13 protein-coding genes are annotated in these 13,248 nt (G+C 68.0%); 7 read left to right on the top strand and 6 right to left on the bottom strand.

Annotated elements, in window-relative coordinates; genetic code table 11:
* Positions 1–44 precede the first annotated feature (44 nt).
* The 4 genes from EET13_RS26860 (at position 45) to EET13_RS26845 (ending at position 2,795) form a co-directional block, all read left to right on the top strand.
* On the top strand, positions 45–413 hold the full coding sequence (locus tag EET13_RS26860; RefSeq protein WP_122445093.1) for an STAS domain-containing protein: 369 nt from the start codon (positions 45–47) through the stop codon (positions 411–413).
* Between the two features lie 249 nt (positions 414–662).
* Positions 663–1,061, top strand: a complete 399-nt coding sequence (locus tag EET13_RS26855) for a heme-binding protein (RefSeq protein ID WP_122445092.1) — start codon at positions 663–665, stop codon at positions 1,059–1,061.
* 79 nt (positions 1,062–1,140) lie between these two features.
* Positions 1,141–1,650 carry a DUF6328 family protein gene (locus EET13_RS26850; RefSeq protein WP_122445131.1) on the top strand — a complete coding sequence of 170 codons (510 nt, stop codon included), beginning with the start codon at positions 1,141–1,143 and terminating at the stop codon, positions 1,648–1,650.
* A gap of 89 nt (positions 1,651–1,739) precedes the next feature.
* Positions 1,740–2,795 (top strand): DNA topoisomerase IB, encoded by a 1,056-nt coding sequence (locus EET13_RS26845; protein ID WP_122445091.1) that lies wholly within the window; start codon positions 1,740–1,742, stop codon positions 2,793–2,795.
* Positions 2,796–2,799: 4 nt separating this feature from the next.
* Here EET13_RS26845 and EET13_RS26840 read toward each other — a convergent pair whose 3' ends face one another.
* From EET13_RS26840 to EET13_RS26820, 5 genes are all read right to left on the bottom strand, one after another.
* Entirely contained in the window at positions 2,800–3,852 is a 1,053-nt protein-coding gene (locus EET13_RS26840; protein WP_122445090.1) for a helix-turn-helix transcriptional regulator, read from the bottom strand.
* Positions 3,853–3,883: 31 nt separating this feature from the next.
* Positions 3,884–5,065, bottom strand: coding sequence for a glycosyltransferase (locus EET13_RS26835; protein ID WP_122445089.1), 1,182 nt, complete (start codon positions 5,063–5,065; stop codon positions 3,884–3,886).
* Between the two features lie 198 nt (positions 5,066–5,263).
* A complete protein-coding gene (locus tag EET13_RS26830; RefSeq protein WP_122445088.1) occupies positions 5,264–7,105 on the bottom strand; it encodes a CheR family methyltransferase in 1,842 nt (613 codons plus the stop codon).
* Between the two features lie 58 nt (positions 7,106–7,163).
* Positions 7,164–7,922 carry an STAS domain-containing protein gene (locus tag EET13_RS26825; protein ID WP_211189145.1) on the bottom strand — a complete coding sequence of 253 codons (759 nt, stop codon included), beginning with the start codon at positions 7,920–7,922 and terminating at the stop codon, positions 7,164–7,166.
* The gene (locus EET13_RS26820) at positions 7,915–8,937 is read right to left on the bottom strand and encodes a chemotaxis protein CheB (protein ID WP_122445087.1); all 1,023 of its coding nucleotides are present in this window, start codon (positions 8,935–8,937) and stop codon (positions 7,915–7,917) included. The genes EET13_RS26825 and EET13_RS26820 overlap by 8 nt, the downstream gene beginning before the upstream one ends.
* 132 nt (positions 8,938–9,069) lie before the next feature.
* On the opposite strand from EET13_RS26820, the gene EET13_RS26815 reads away from it, so the two are divergent.
* Entirely contained in the window at positions 9,070–10,035 is a 966-nt protein-coding gene (locus EET13_RS26815) for a glycosyltransferase (RefSeq protein WP_211186543.1), read from the top strand.
* A 16-nt stretch (positions 10,036–10,051) separates the two neighbouring features.
* Positions 10,052–11,266 (top strand): glycosyltransferase, encoded by a 1,215-nt coding sequence (locus EET13_RS26810; RefSeq protein ID WP_122445086.1) that lies wholly within the window; start codon positions 10,052–10,054, stop codon positions 11,264–11,266.
* 8 nt (positions 11,267–11,274) lie between these two features.
* Here EET13_RS26810 and EET13_RS31025 read toward each other — a convergent pair whose 3' ends face one another.
* Positions 11,275–12,177, bottom strand: a complete 903-nt coding sequence (locus tag EET13_RS31025) for a glycosyltransferase family 2 protein (protein ID WP_211186542.1) — start codon at positions 12,175–12,177, stop codon at positions 11,275–11,277.
* A gap of 82 nt (positions 12,178–12,259) precedes the next feature.
* On the opposite strand from EET13_RS31025, the gene EET13_RS26800 reads away from it, so the two are divergent.
* Positions 12,260–13,243 carry an NAD-dependent epimerase/dehydratase family protein gene (locus tag EET13_RS26800; protein ID WP_425293735.1) on the top strand — a complete coding sequence of 328 codons (984 nt, stop codon included), beginning with the start codon at positions 12,260–12,262 and terminating at the stop codon, positions 13,241–13,243.
* Positions 13,244–13,248: the final 5 nt, after the last annotated feature.

Here is a 13,248-nt window from a genome sequence, read left to right as displayed (position 1 = left end):
GTTAGGCTTGCAGTACCCCCAAGGCTTTGGACAAAGGACCGCCATTGTCAACTCCTGATTCGATCACCGCCGAGGTCACCGACCACGACGGGGTCGCCGTGCTCAGTATCGGTGGCGAAATCGACCTGGTCACCGCTCCAGCACTCGAAGAGGCCATCGGTGGCGTGGTCGCGGACAATCCCTCGGCGCTGATCATCGATCTGTCCGGGGTCGAGTTCCTCGGCTCGGTGGGACTCAAGATCCTCGCGTCGACCTACGAAAAACTCGGGAGCGCGGCCCAGTTCGGGGTGGTCGCACGCGGCCCGGCGACCCGACGGCCGATTCACCTGACCGGTCTGGACAAAACCTTCGCGCTCTACCCGACGCTGGACGAGGCATTGACCGGTGTGCGGGACGGCAAACTGAACCGCTGACACATCACGTTTTCGTCACGATCGAGATAACGATCGCCTAAGAACTCGCCTTCCCTTCTGAGAATTTGGCCGTTCCTTAACACAACGGGTCACACCAGTGCGCTGCTGTCACGGCTGTGACGGTTGCCGCCGCCGTTGCGTGTTCGTCCTGAGCGAACGCCGCCCGGCAGCCGCTTTCGCTTCCGCTACTTTGGCTTTCGGGGATTCGGGAACCTCCATGATCAGTTTGCTCATGCGAAGGAACACGTCATGAAATTCAGCAGTATCGTCGCGCGTCGGCGCGTTGCCGGCCTGAGCGCCGGCTGCCTGCTCGGGGGGCTGGCCATCGGAATCGCCGGTGCGCCGGCGGCTGCGGCCGCACCCGATTGCAGTCCGGAAGGCGTTCACGCCACCGTTTCGTCGGTAACCGGTTCGGCGCAGCAGTACCTCGCCACGCATCCGGGTGCCAACCAGGTGGTCATGGCCGCCTACGGGCAGCCGCGTGGGGACGCGGCCGCCGACATTCGCAACTATTTCACCGCGCATCCCAACGAGTACTACGAGCTGCGCGGGATCCTGGCGCCCATCGGCGACACCGAGCGCCAGTGCAATGTGACGGCCCTGCCGCCACATCTGGAATCGGCCTACCAGGAGTTCATGGCGGGCTGACCGGACCCGCAGCCGGAACACCCCGTGCAGGCCGGCGGAAAATCCCCGCCGGATCTCGCCGAATGCGATGATCACCGGCATGGATGTCGATCATCCGGAACGCGACCAGCAATGGGATCACCGCAACCGCGGGGAGACCGAACTCCAACGGCTCGACCGTAATTGGAACAGCCTGCTGCAAGAGCTGCGGGTGGTCCAGACCGGGGTTCAGCTGCTCACCGGGTTCTTGCTGACGCTGCCGTTTCAGCAGCGCTTCGGCGCCCTGGGACTGCACGGGGTGTTTCTGGCGACGGTGGGGTGTTCGGTGGGCGCCACGGTGCTGCTGATCGCCCCGGTAGGGATGCACCGGCTGTTGTTCCGCCGGCACCGCCTGGAGGTGCTGGTGTCGGCGGCACACCGGTGCGCCTACGCCGGTTTGGTCCTGCTCGGGCTGGCCCTGACCGGCGTGACGGTCATCATTTTCGACGCGGTTTCGGGGGCGACCGCCGGCTTGATCGCCGGGGCGTGCGCGCTGGCGCTGTTCGCGGTTTTCTGGGTGCTGGTTCCGCTGCTGCTGCGCACCCGCGACGTGCATCTGCCGGACTACTGACCGGCCCCGGTGTGAGCCGTTGTCCGGGCGGGTAATTCCTCCAAGGATGGACTCCAGGAATGGGCTCCGGGGATCGAGAGGAGCGCCGAATGCGGCTGCGACGCAGCGATGTGGGAAAGCCCGGTATCGCGCGGAAACGGCGCGGCAAGGGCTTCGCCTACTACGGGCCGGACGGCCAATTGCGAAGCGACGGCGAAACCCTGCAGCGGATCAAGGATCTGGTGATCCCGCCGGCGTGGCGAAAGGTGTGGATCTCGCCGCATCCCAACGGACACATTCAGGCGGTCGGCACCGACGCGGCGGGACGCCGCCAATACCTCTATCACCAGGCCTGGCAGCAGGAGCGTGCCGAGGAGAAGTTCGACCGGGTGCTGGAGTTGTCCAAAGAACTGCCGGCGCTGCGGCGCCGGATCGCCAAGGACCTCCACGGCCGGGGTCTGAGCCGGGATCGGGTGCTGGCGTTGGCGCTGCATCTGCTTGATCTGGGCTACTTCCGGGCCGGCGGTGAACAGTACGCGGACGAAAATGACTCCTACGGCATCGCCACCCTGCGCTGCGAGCACGTGACGGTGCGCCGCGACGCGGTCGCCTTCGACTATCCCGCTAAGAGCGGAGTGCGGCGCACCCTGATGCTCGACGACTCCGAAGTGGCCCGCGCGGTGCGCTCTTTGACCCGCCGAAGCCCGCGTTCGGATCGACTTCTGTTGTGCCGTAACGGGTCCGGATGGGCCGATATACGTGCCGATGACCTCAACGCGCGCTTCAAAGAGTTGGTCGGCAACGACTACAGCGTCAAGGACCTACGGACCTGGCATGGCACCGTGCTGGCTGCCGCGGCGTTCGCCGACGCGGACCCAGCCGTGTCGCAGCGCGTCACCCAGCGGGTCGTGGCCGCGGTGATGCGCGAAGTCGCCGAGGAGCTCGGCAACACGCCGGCGGTGGCGCGCGGCTCTTACGTGGATCCCCGGGTGGTCACCGGGTATGAGCAGGGCGCGACCATCGCCGCGGCGGTCGGCCGGGCGCGCCGGGCTCGGCGGCCGGACGCCGCACAGCAGATCCTGGAAAAGGCCACCCGAACGCTGGTGCAACGAATTGCCAAGGGGCAGAGTACATCTGGCTCTCGGCCGTTGGCCAGAACTGGATGACCCGCTAGCCGCCGCCGGTACGCTTGAGCGCGGTGTGCGGACTTTCGCCGTAGGTCTGGCGATAGAGCACGGCGAACCGTCCGGTGTGCGCGAAGCCCCAGCGCTGCGCGATCTCGCTGACCGTGGTCGACGATCGGTCGCCGGAAATCAGGTCCTGATGGGCTCGATGCAGCCAGACCCGGCGCAGGTATTCGGTCGGAGTGGTGTCGAGCTGCTGTCGGAACAGGTATTGCACTGCCCGCGGCGTCAGATGTACCACGGCCGCGACGTCCTTGACCCCGATGTTCATGCCCGCGTGGCGGTGAATGAACGACATGGCGGTTTGCAGGGCTCGGGGTACCGAGGGGTCACCGGGCGACGATTCACCGGTGGTGATGTTGGACGGGAAGCATTCGAGCAGCGCGGCAGCCAACAGCCGGACCGCCGCGGCGACCAGCAGCGGGTGCCGGGCGGTTTCGGCGGCGGCGAAGCTGCCGGCGACGTAGTCGAACGCATCGCGCCAGATTCGCGCGGCCCCGGGCGTGCGCGGTCGGGAACTGAGGAATTCGACCTGCGGCGGCATCGGCGTCTGCCGCCCCGCGGCCACCTGCTGGAGCAGGCCGGCGTCGACACTGGCAACGCTGAACCGGACGTTGCTCAGCCGCAGCAACCGCGGGAATCCGCCGACGGTCAGCAGGGGCTTGTCCGTGTTCGGAACCCCGTCGCCAACCGCGAGCAACGAGCCCGAGCGCGGTTGGATCACGACAAAGCCACGGGCCGTGCGGATTTCGCAGTCGGCGCGACCCTGAATCGCAATGTCGTCGACGGTGATGAGCTCGGCGGCGCACCGACGGTGGGTGACGGTCGATCCCTTGGTGAACTCGGTGATTCGCCAGCCCGGGTGATAGGCATTGCCGAAGAATTTCTGGGCGGCTACCGGATCGGCGGTGTGGAAGTGTGCGTGGCGCACCGCGGCCGGACCGTCCTGTTGCTCCGGGCGATCCTTGCCGTCAATGTGGATCGCGTCGCGCAGTTGCGGACGGGCACGGCACCGTGTGTCCTCGGTAACACTTGTCATAGTTGACAATGATGGTAGTTCATGCTCGCCGTTATGTGGCGCTCGCCACAGGATCGCGGCGGTCGACCGGGCTCACCTGACAGTAGATGTTCAGCGCGTCCAGGGCGATGCGGTCCCAGCTGAACCGCGACTCCGCGTGCAACCGCCCCGCCGCTCCCATGCCCGCGCACTGAAAGCTGTGTCCTTGAAGCGTTTTCAATGCCAACGCCAATTCCCGGGGATTGTCGGGTGGCACCAGGAAGCCGGTGACCGAGTGCACCACCGTGTCGGCCAGCGCCCCGGTGGACACCGCCACCACGGCGACGCCGCTGGCCATGGCTTGCAGCGCGGCGTTGGCCCGCGGCGCCTGTCGTGGCGTGCACGCGACCACGTCGGCCGAGCGCAGCAGCGCCGGCAGTTCGCCGGCCGTGACCCGCCCGGCCAGCCGCACCCTGTCGCTCACCCGCAGCTGCGCGGCAAGGTTTTCCAGTGCGCGCCGAGCTTCGCGGTGCCCGGAGCCGGGTGCGGCGGTTTCGGCGATGACGAGTTCGGCCGCGGGAATCTTGGGGAGTACGCGGACCATCTCGTCGAAGCCGCTGTCCGGGAAGGGATCCGGTGCCACACAGACAATGCGATGCTGCTCGGTGCGGGCGAGTTCGGGACCCACGGGGGTGTAGCGCCGGACGTTGACGCCGGCGGCCAACAGCGACAGTCGGGCGCGGGTGCGCCGCAGCCGGGCCAGTGCGCTCACCTCGGTACTGCTGCCGCCGGTGACCCAGGCCGCGTTGCGTGCCAGCAGCGGTTCGAGCCGGGCGCGTTCGGAGCCGCCGGGACTGCCAACGGCCGTGTCGGGCCGCATCAGCGGGGCCAGCCCGTGGAAGCTCTGGACGGTTGGTAGCTGTAGCCGCTTCGCGGCCAACTGGGCGGCCAGGCCCCCCAGCCATCCGAGGGCATGAACGACGTCGGGAGGATCCGACGACCACAGCCGGGCCAGCTCGGCGGCCCAGTCGCCCACATAAGGCAGCACCTGTTCAGAGGGGACCGCCGCGACCGGACCGGCGCTCACCGCGACCGTACGATAGCCGTCGGTTGCGGCGTCTCCGAAGGTGGACCGGCGGCGAAAGAAAGCCGTCACATCGTGCCCATGGTTGGCCAATGCCGCGCACAGCTGCCCGTAGTCATCGGTGTCTATGGCACCGATGGCGTGGTCATCGCTGACGATCGCGATCTTCATCCACCCTCCTTCGAACCCCGCGACTCCCTTCCCGCGTTTCTTGGGGCGCTCCGCGACGGGCGGAGACTACCCCCTACGCCAGGGTTGAAACCGTCGGAGAGGATGGCTTCGCATTCCGGACCGTCGCCCGGCGCCAACGGCTGACCGACCGCGCCGCGCCGCGTGCGCTTCGTTTTTCGGCTGACTGCCCGGCGGCGGTCAGCCCACCACCTCCATCAGCAGCAGCGCCCCGCCGACAACGTCACCGGCCGAGCGGAACGGTGTGCAGGTCACTCGTACCTGGGCCGGGCGGCCGCGCCGGTTGACCGCATCCAGCAGGGTTTCACCGAAGCTGTCGGGGTCCACGAAGGCGCTGCCGATCAACGGCCGCAGGCTTTCCATGGGCAGCCCGATATCCAGCGAGGTCAACGGTGCTCCTGCCGCCTCGTCGGCGCGCAACCCCCACAGGTCTTCGCTGCCGCGGTTCCACACCACCACCCGCATCTCCCGATCCACCACCACCATGCCCGGGCGGACCGAGTTGATCAGCGAGTCCAGCAGATTCTTCACGTCGTCCAACTCGAGAGTGCGTTCGCGCAGGGTGTCGTTGATGGTGTGCAGCTCGTCGTTGGTGGACTGCAGCTCCTCGTTCATCGTTTCGAGTTCTTCGTTGGTGGACTGCAGTTCCTCGTTGGTGGTCTCGAGCTCTTCCACCGTCGACTGCAGTTCCTCGTTGGTGGTCTCCAACTCCTCGTTGGTGGACTGCAGTTCCTCGTAGGCCGTCTCCAGCTGCCGGTTGGTCTGGACCACCTTGTCGAGCAGGGCGCGCGTCGCACTGACGTCGAAGAACACGATGGAGACTCCGAGCAGGCCGTTCTGGGTATCCAGGAGCGGGTTGACGTGGATCTCGAACCACACCGGGTCGGCCCCCGGCCGCTGCCACTTGACGTCTTGAATCCGCGCCGAACGCCGCTCCACCTTGGCCTGCTCCAGATAGGTGCGCAGCTCGACGGGCCGATAGGACACTTCCAGGTCGCGCAACAGTCGTCCGATGTCGCGGGCCGAGAGGCCGAAAATCGTCTCGGCCTGCTGGTTGATCATCGCCACGGTGTCCTCGCCGGTGACCACGATCTGGGCCACCGGTCCGGCGCGAAAGGCTAAGTCGCGCAATGTGGTTGGACCCGAGGAATTGTCCTGCCGGTCGTAGGGCCCGGCTGCCGGGTCGTAGCGGTTGATACTGTCGTGCGACCCAAGAGTCTTGCGGAAGATCCGGTTCTTGAGGTTCAGCGGGGTGAACCGGTCGCCGTGGCTCAACAGCATCTCGGCGTGCCCGAGGAACATGGTGCCCTGCGGCGCCAGCGCGAAATGCAAGCGGCTCAGTACATTTCGTTGCGTTTCGGCGTTGAGGTACATCAGCGTGTTGCGACACACCAGCAGGTCGACGCGGGAGATCGGCGCGTCCTTGACCAGGTCGTTGCGGCCGAAGATGACGGCGCGGCGCAGATCCTTGCGAAATACGTAGCGGCCGTTGACCTGGTCGAAGTAGCGAGACAACAGCTCGGGCGGCACCGGTTCGACAGCCTTGGCGTCGTAGGCGGCCATGCGTCCCTCGGCGAGTGCGTCTTCGTCGACGTCGGTGGCGTAGATCTTGACCCGCTGCCGGAATGCGTCGGCACCCAGCGCCTCGGCCAGCAGCATGGCCAGGGTGTAGGCCTCCGGCCCCGACGCACATCCGGCGCTCCACACCCGGACCGGGTCGTCGGGACCACGCTCGGCCAGCATCCGCGGAATGACGTCGGTGTTGACGAAATCCCAGGACTCCTGGTCGCGGAAGAACGCGGTCACATTGATCAGGATCGTGTTGAACAGGGCGGCGAATTCGTCGGAGCTGGCCTGCAGGACGTCGAGATAGTCGTCGAAGCCCGCGTAGCCGGCTTGATCCATCCGGTGCCGGACCCGGCGCATCAGTGATGTGCGTTTGTAGCCGGTGAAGTCGAAACCGCGGGAATCCCGCATGTAGCGCAACAAGGCCTCGAAGGACTCGTCGGTTGTGGGGTTCATGGCTGTGACGTTCGCATTCGCTGAGGGGGACCGACGGACTGGAACACTACTCGCGGCGTCACAGCTCGTTTTCGGGGCCGACCAGCGCCCACACCGTCTTGCCGGACGAGGTCGGGGTGCTGCCCCAGGCCCGGCACAGCGCCGCAACGATGGACAGGCCGGACAACGTTTCGGCGCCCCGCCCGGCGACTTCGTGCCGCGCCGCTGGTTGCCGGCTGTTGTCTTCGACCGCCACGGTGACGGTGTCCCGGTAGTTTTCCACCACCAGTACCGGCGCGCTGTCGGTATGCGCCAGCACGTTTTCCACCAGCACCGTCGCCACGGTCGCGGCGACCGCGACCAGATCATCTCTGGCCCACGCGGCCAGCCACGCCTGGATCAGCGAGCGAGCCACCCGGACGCTGACCGCGGTCGGCGGCAGCTGTGCCCGGGTGCGCCGCCGGCCGTGCAGCGACAGCTCCGCCATCGCGCCGAGTGCCGCCTCGCGGGTGGGATGCACCGGCACATATCGCGCCACCCCGGCGCCGGTGATCGCCCGCCGAGTCTGGGCGTCCCGGCTGATCAGCAGGACGGCGACGTCCGGCCAGGTGCTGACGTGCCAGCGCGCGCTGGTGAACACCGACCAGGCGGAGGCCGTCGGCACCGACAGCTGATTCACGTCCACGATCACCGCGCGCGGTTCTTCCAGGGCCGCCTTGATGACGGCGTCGCGCAGCTCCCGGTATGTCAGGCTGTCGAGCATCCCCTTGACCGTCAGGACCGTCGCGTCGTCGTGGCGCTCGATGTCGACCACCATGTGTGCGTCGTAGTCAGTCATCGTCATCACCGGCGTCACCGCGGCGGGGAACACTGGTCGATAGCCGCTGGCTGAGCACGGCCAGTGCCCGCTCGGTCTCCTCCGCCTGGGCGCTGTAGCGCTGGTAGAGCGGACCGCGGCCGGCCTTGCCGGCCAGATGCCGCGCCAGCCTGGCCTTCTCCTGCAGGCTGCGCAACGCCACCCACAGCGCGCCCTCGATCTCGTCGTCGCGGGCGGCCAGCAGCGCGTCGGCCGTCCAGGCGTGACCGACACGGCAGCGGTAGTGGCCCTCGCCGAGGGACACCAGCGAGCCGTGGCAGTCCGGGCAGGTGTAGCCCGATGCCGTTCCCATCTCCTGGGTGTCGAAGTCGGTCGAGAACGGAGACGCCATGGCGATCCGGTTTTCCAGTTCCAGCGCGCGGTCGGGTTCCATGGCGAGCTCCTTGATCTTGCGGTGCGACAGCTCCTTGAGCACGGCGCCGACCTGCGCCGCGGCCACCTCCCGGTCCAGCACCCCGGCGTTTCGGGCGTTGGTGGGCATCGACGGGAACAGCGCATCCTCGGGTCTTTGGCCGATGGTGGTGCCGCCGCGCGAGCGGATCGCCGCCAGCCCCAGCACGCCGTCGTCGAGCACACCGGACAACAGCACCCCGATGGCGCGCGGCCCGAACGCCAGTGCTGCCGAACGGAATAACGCGTTGATCGCCGGGCGATGCCCGTTTTCGGTCGGCCCCTGCGACAGCATCGCGTGCTGCCCGCCGACCAGGAGATGACGATCCGGCCGGGCCACGTAGATCTGGCCCGCCCGAAGCGGCGCGCCGTGCTCGGCGGCCACGGCCGGCAGTGGGCCGCTCCGGTCGATGATCCGAGCCAGGACGCTGGGCGCGCCCGGCGGCAGGTGCAGGGCCACCAGGAAGGCATAGGGCAGATCTGCGGACAGGCCGGCGGCCAAGCTTTGCAGCGCCTCGACACCGCCCGCCGAGGCCCCGATCACCACCACGCCGCGCGGGTTGCTGTGTTCGCGGAATTCCTGCATAACCCATCCCGTATACCCAGTTCAAGGGTAGGTAACCGGCGAACCGGCGGATAGGCCCGGCGCGGTCTGGAGTCGGCAAATCGCCGGCGAAAAAGCCGTTTAACGAATCACCTCAAGGGTATCTGGCTCGCCATGTCCGAGCGTGAAGCCAAGACGGTGCTGGTGTGGCACGTGCACGGGTCCTGGACGCAGGCGTTCGTGGCGGGCCGCCACCGCTACCTGATCCCGCTGGCCGCCGAAGGCGGTGCGCAAGGCCGGGGCCTGGCGGGCCGGTCATGGCCCCACGCGCGCGAGGTCGCGTTGGAGGAACTGGGTCGCCACGACATCGATGTGGTGGTGTTGCAGAACCCGCATGAGGCCGCCCTGTATGCCCGGTGGACGGGGCGTCGCGCCGGCGTCGACGTTCCCGCGGTGTACGTCGAGCACAACGCCCCGCGGCCGCATGCCGAACGCAGCCGCCATCCGGTTGCCGATCGCGGCGATATCCCGCTGGTGCACGTCACCGATTTCAACCGGCTGATGTGGGACAGCGGGTCGGCGCCGACCCGGGTGATCGAACACGGCATGGCCGATCCCGGCCCGCAATACACCGGCGAGGTCCTGCGCGCGGCCACCATGATCAATGAGCCGTTGCGCCGGTGGCGCACGGTCGGAGCTGACCTGTTGGAACCGTTGTCGGCATACGCCGCCATCGACGTATGGGGCATCGGCAGCCAGGCGCTCGACATCAATCGCGGTGCGGTCGCCGGCCGCGGCGACGTCGCGGCTCCGCAGTTGTGGGAGCGGGTCGCCCGCCGGCGGGCGTATCTGCATACTGCGCGCTGGACCTCGCTGGGTCTGTCGCTGGTCGAGGCGATGTTCCTGGGAATGCCGGTGGTGGCGGCCGCGACGACGATGGCCCCGCTGCTGGTGCCCGCCGAGGCCGGCGTCGTCAGCGCCGACGTGGCCGTGCTGGGGCGGGGCCTGCGCGAGTTCATGAACGACCACGCAAGCGCTGTCGCCGCCGGCAAGGCGGCGCGGGAATTCGCCACCAGCCGCTTCTCGCTGGAGCGCTTCCTCGCCGAATGGGACCAACTCATCGAGGAGCAGTGCAGTTGATCCGAAAGGAGCCGGCATGAGGATCGCGATGATCTCCGAACACGCCAGCCCGCTGGCGCATTTGGGCGGCGTGGACGCGGGTGGTCAGAACGTGCACGTCGCCGAGCTGTCGGCCGCGCTGGCCCGGCGTGGCCACGAAGTGGCGGTCTACACCCGCCGCGACGACCCGGATCTGCCCGATAGCGTGGCCACCAAATGCGGCTACACCGTCGTGCACCTGCCCGCCGGCCCCGCCCGCCCGCTACCCAAAGACGAACTGCTGCAATACATGTACGCATTCGCGCAGTACCTCGACGCGAACTGGCTGACGGCACCGCCGGATGTGGCGCATGCCCACTTCTGGATGTCGGGTCTGGCCACTCAGCGCGCTGCCCGGGCGCACCGCATCCCGACCGTGCAGACCTTCCACGCGTTGGGCGCGGTCAAACGACTGCACCAGGGTGCTGACGACACCAGCCCGGGGTGCCGCATCGGGGTGGAGGCCGTCGTCGCTCGCGATGCCGACTGGGTGGCGGCCACCAGCACCGACGAGGTCTTCGAGCTGGTTCGGATGGGCCGTGCCCGGTCGCGGACGTCGGTGGTGCCGTGCGGTGTCGACGTCGACGCCTTCACCCCGGTCGGACCCGCAGTCGACCGCGGCGATCGGCCGCGCATCGTGTCGGTGGGAAGATTGGTGCCGCGCAAGGGGTTCGAGACCCTGATCCGCGCACTGGCCCGGATCTCCGATGCCGAACTGGTGATCGTCGGTGGCCCGGACCGCAGCGCACTGGCCGACGAGCCGGAGGCATGCCGGTTGCTGGAGCTGGCCGCGTGGCTGGGGGTATCCGATCGCGTGCAGTTGGCCGGGGCGATCACCCGTGACGAGATGCCGGCCATGCTCCGGTCGGCGGACGTAGTGGCCTGCACCCCCTGGTACGAACCGTTCGGGATCGTGCCGCTGGAGGCCATGGCCTGCGCGGTGCCCGTGGTCGCCACGGCCGTGGGTGGGATGCGCGACACCGTTGTCGACGGCGTGACGGGCCGCCTGGTTCCGCCGCGGGACCCCGCCGCGCTGGCCCAGGCGCTCTCGTCATTGCTTCGGGACCGCGGCTGGCGTAGCGCCTTGGGCAAGTCCGGCCGGGAGCGGGTACGAACCCGCTATACGTGGGACCGGATCGCGGCCGATACCGAACGCAGCTACGAAAAGGTGGTTCCGGCCCGGCGGGTGGTCGCCGGCACCAGATCGGGGTAGTTCGTGGATCACAATGCCGCGCAACGACTTTCGACAAGGCGAACGGATCGCTCGACCGGCTCCGGCAGCCGGCGACGTTCGCGAAGCGCTTTCGGCAGCGCACTGATCGCCTCGAATAGCGCTGCGGCGTGGGCGGTGTCGTGTGTGGCCGCCCAGGCCAGCTCGGCCGAGGCGCGGATGCACCGGTCAACCGGGCGGCGCAGGCATGCGGTAAGCACTTCGTTGCGCAGTACGCGGGCGTGCTGGACCCGGTTGGGTTTTCGTGCCGCAGACGGCTGATGGTATGCCACCAGCGCACGGCAGAAGCACAGATCCCAGCCCTGCGCGGCCAGATCCCAGGCCAGTAACGCCTCTTCGCCCCGGAAGTGCAGGATGGAGCTGAATCCACCGGCAGCCTGGAATGCCGCCTTGCGAACCAGCGCCGAACAGGCCTGGAACTCGAGAATGGACGGCCCGGGCAAGGCGGCGTGGCGACCCAGCGGGCTGTTGGCCAGTTCGTCGACCAGCGGGTCGTCACGGTGTTGCGGCCACACGACGGTACGGCCGGCCAACAGGGCCACGGTGGGATACGCGTCGAACAGCACCTCGGCGAACTCGACGGCCTCGGGTGCCCACCAGGAATCGTCGTCGCAGAACGCGACAAACGGTGTGCCGCATACTGCCACACCGATGTTGCGGGCCACCGCGCCCTCGTTGCGGGTCAACGGTATGACGGTCAGCCGGCTGCCGGAGCGCGACGCCAGCCGGCCGGCGGCTGTTACCGAGTTATCGCGGGATGCATTGTCCACCACCACTATCGGGCAGCGTGTGGTGTCAAGGAGCCGGCCCAGGACGCCGCACAGCTCGTCGGCACGATCGCGCGTGGCGATGACGAACGAAGTTCGGGGCCGGCTAGCAGAGGGGACCGCCATATCCGAGTCCACTACCCGGCAATGGCGCTGGCAAAACACGTTTCAACATCCAATTCCCGGGTACCAGACGCGAGTGTTTGGTATGTCGCGCGTATTGGTCACCGGTGGAGCCGGCTTCCTCGGTGCCCACCTGTGTAAACAGCTGCTGGGCGCCGGGGTCGAGGTGGTCAGCCTGGACGACTTGTCCACCAGCTCGCCAGCCGCGGCGGCCCGGCTGCGGGGGCGCCCGGGTTATCGCTTTGTGCACGGCGATGTCTGCGATCCCGGAGTCATCGGCAAAGTCGGCGTCGCCTTTGACACCGTCTTCCACTTGGCGTCACCGGCTTCCCCGCTGGACTACCAGCGGCTGCCGATCGCGACGCTGCGGGCCGGAGCCGAGGGCACAGCCACGGCTCTGGAGATCGCCCAGCGTGGTGGCGGGCGGCTGGTGCTGGCGTCCACCAGCGAGGTCTACGGCGACGCCCAGCAGCATCCGCAACGCGAAAGCTATTGGGGCAACGTTAATCCCATCGGGCCGCGCAGCGTCTACGACGAAGCCAAACGCTATGCGGAGGCGCTGGTGTTCGCTCATCACCGAAAACACGGGACCAATGTCGGGGTGGTCCGCATCTTCAACACCTACGGGCCGGGCATGCGTGCGGACGACGGCCGGATGGTTCCGACGTTCTGCCGTCAGGCGCTGCGTGGCGAACCGCTGACGGTATCGGGTGCCGGCACCCAGACCAGGTCGCTGTGCTACGTCGACGACACGGTGGCCGGCCTGATCGCGTTGGCCCGCAGCGATTTCAGCGGTCCGGTCAACATTGGCAATCCCACCGAACTGACCGTGCTCGAGGCCGCCGAGTTGATTCGTGCGCTGGCCGATAGCGATTCGACGATCGAATTCAGCGCGCCGGCCGTCGACGACCCGCAGCGCCGCTGCCCCGACATCACGCTGGCGCGCCAGCGGTTGGGCTGGCAGCCGCGGGTCGACTACCGAACCGGGTTGAACAAGACGCTGCAGTGGTTTCAGATGACGCTCGACCACTCGCAGCGCGCCCCGGTCCGCGAACCGCTGCCGACGTAGGAGGC

Origin of the sequence: Mycobacterium attenuatum (assembly GCF_900566085.1) — a bacterium.
Lineage (GTDB): Bacteria > Actinomycetota > Actinomycetes > Mycobacteriales > Mycobacteriaceae > Mycobacterium > Mycobacterium attenuatum.
This window is presented reverse-complemented; position numbering and strand designations above follow the sequence as displayed.

Excerpts from the sequence above, each read along its gene's own strand:
- EET13_RS26845 (WP_122445091.1), top strand. The coding sequence starts at position 1,740 with ATGCGGCTGCGACGCAGCGATGTGGGAAAGCCCGGTATCGCGCGGAAA.
- EET13_RS26810 (WP_122445086.1), top strand. The coding sequence starts at position 10,052 with ATGAGGATCGCGATGATCTCCGAACACGCCAGCCCGCTGGCGCATTTG.
- EET13_RS26825 (WP_211189145.1), bottom strand. The coding sequence starts at position 7,922 with ATGACTGACTACGACGCACACATGGTGGTCGACATCGAGCGCCACGAC.
- EET13_RS26835 (WP_122445089.1), bottom strand. The coding sequence starts at position 5,065 with ATGAAGATCGCGATCGTCAGCGATGACCACGCCATCGGTGCCATAGAC.
- EET13_RS31025 (WP_211186542.1), bottom strand. The coding sequence starts at position 12,177 with ATGGCGGTCCCCTCTGCTAGCCGGCCCCGAACTTCGTTCGTCATCGCC.
- EET13_RS26820 (WP_122445087.1), bottom strand. The coding sequence starts at position 8,937 with ATGCAGGAATTCCGCGAACACAGCAACCCGCGCGGCGTGGTGGTGATC.
- EET13_RS26800 (WP_425293735.1), top strand. The coding sequence starts at position 12,260 with ATGTCGCGCGTATTGGTCACCGGTGGAGCCGGCTTCCTCGGTGCCCAC.
- EET13_RS26850 (WP_122445131.1), top strand. The coding sequence starts at position 1,141 with ATGGATGTCGATCATCCGGAACGCGACCAGCAATGGGATCACCGCAAC.
- EET13_RS26815 (WP_211186543.1), top strand. The coding sequence starts at position 9,070 with ATGTCCGAGCGTGAAGCCAAGACGGTGCTGGTGTGGCACGTGCACGGG.
- EET13_RS26855 (WP_122445092.1), top strand. The coding sequence starts at position 663 with ATGAAATTCAGCAGTATCGTCGCGCGTCGGCGCGTTGCCGGCCTGAGC.
- EET13_RS26830 (WP_122445088.1), bottom strand. The coding sequence starts at position 7,105 with ATGAACCCCACAACCGACGAGTCCTTCGAGGCCTTGTTGCGCTACATG.
- EET13_RS26840 (WP_122445090.1), bottom strand. The coding sequence starts at position 3,852 with ATGACAAGTGTTACCGAGGACACACGGTGCCGTGCCCGTCCGCAACTG.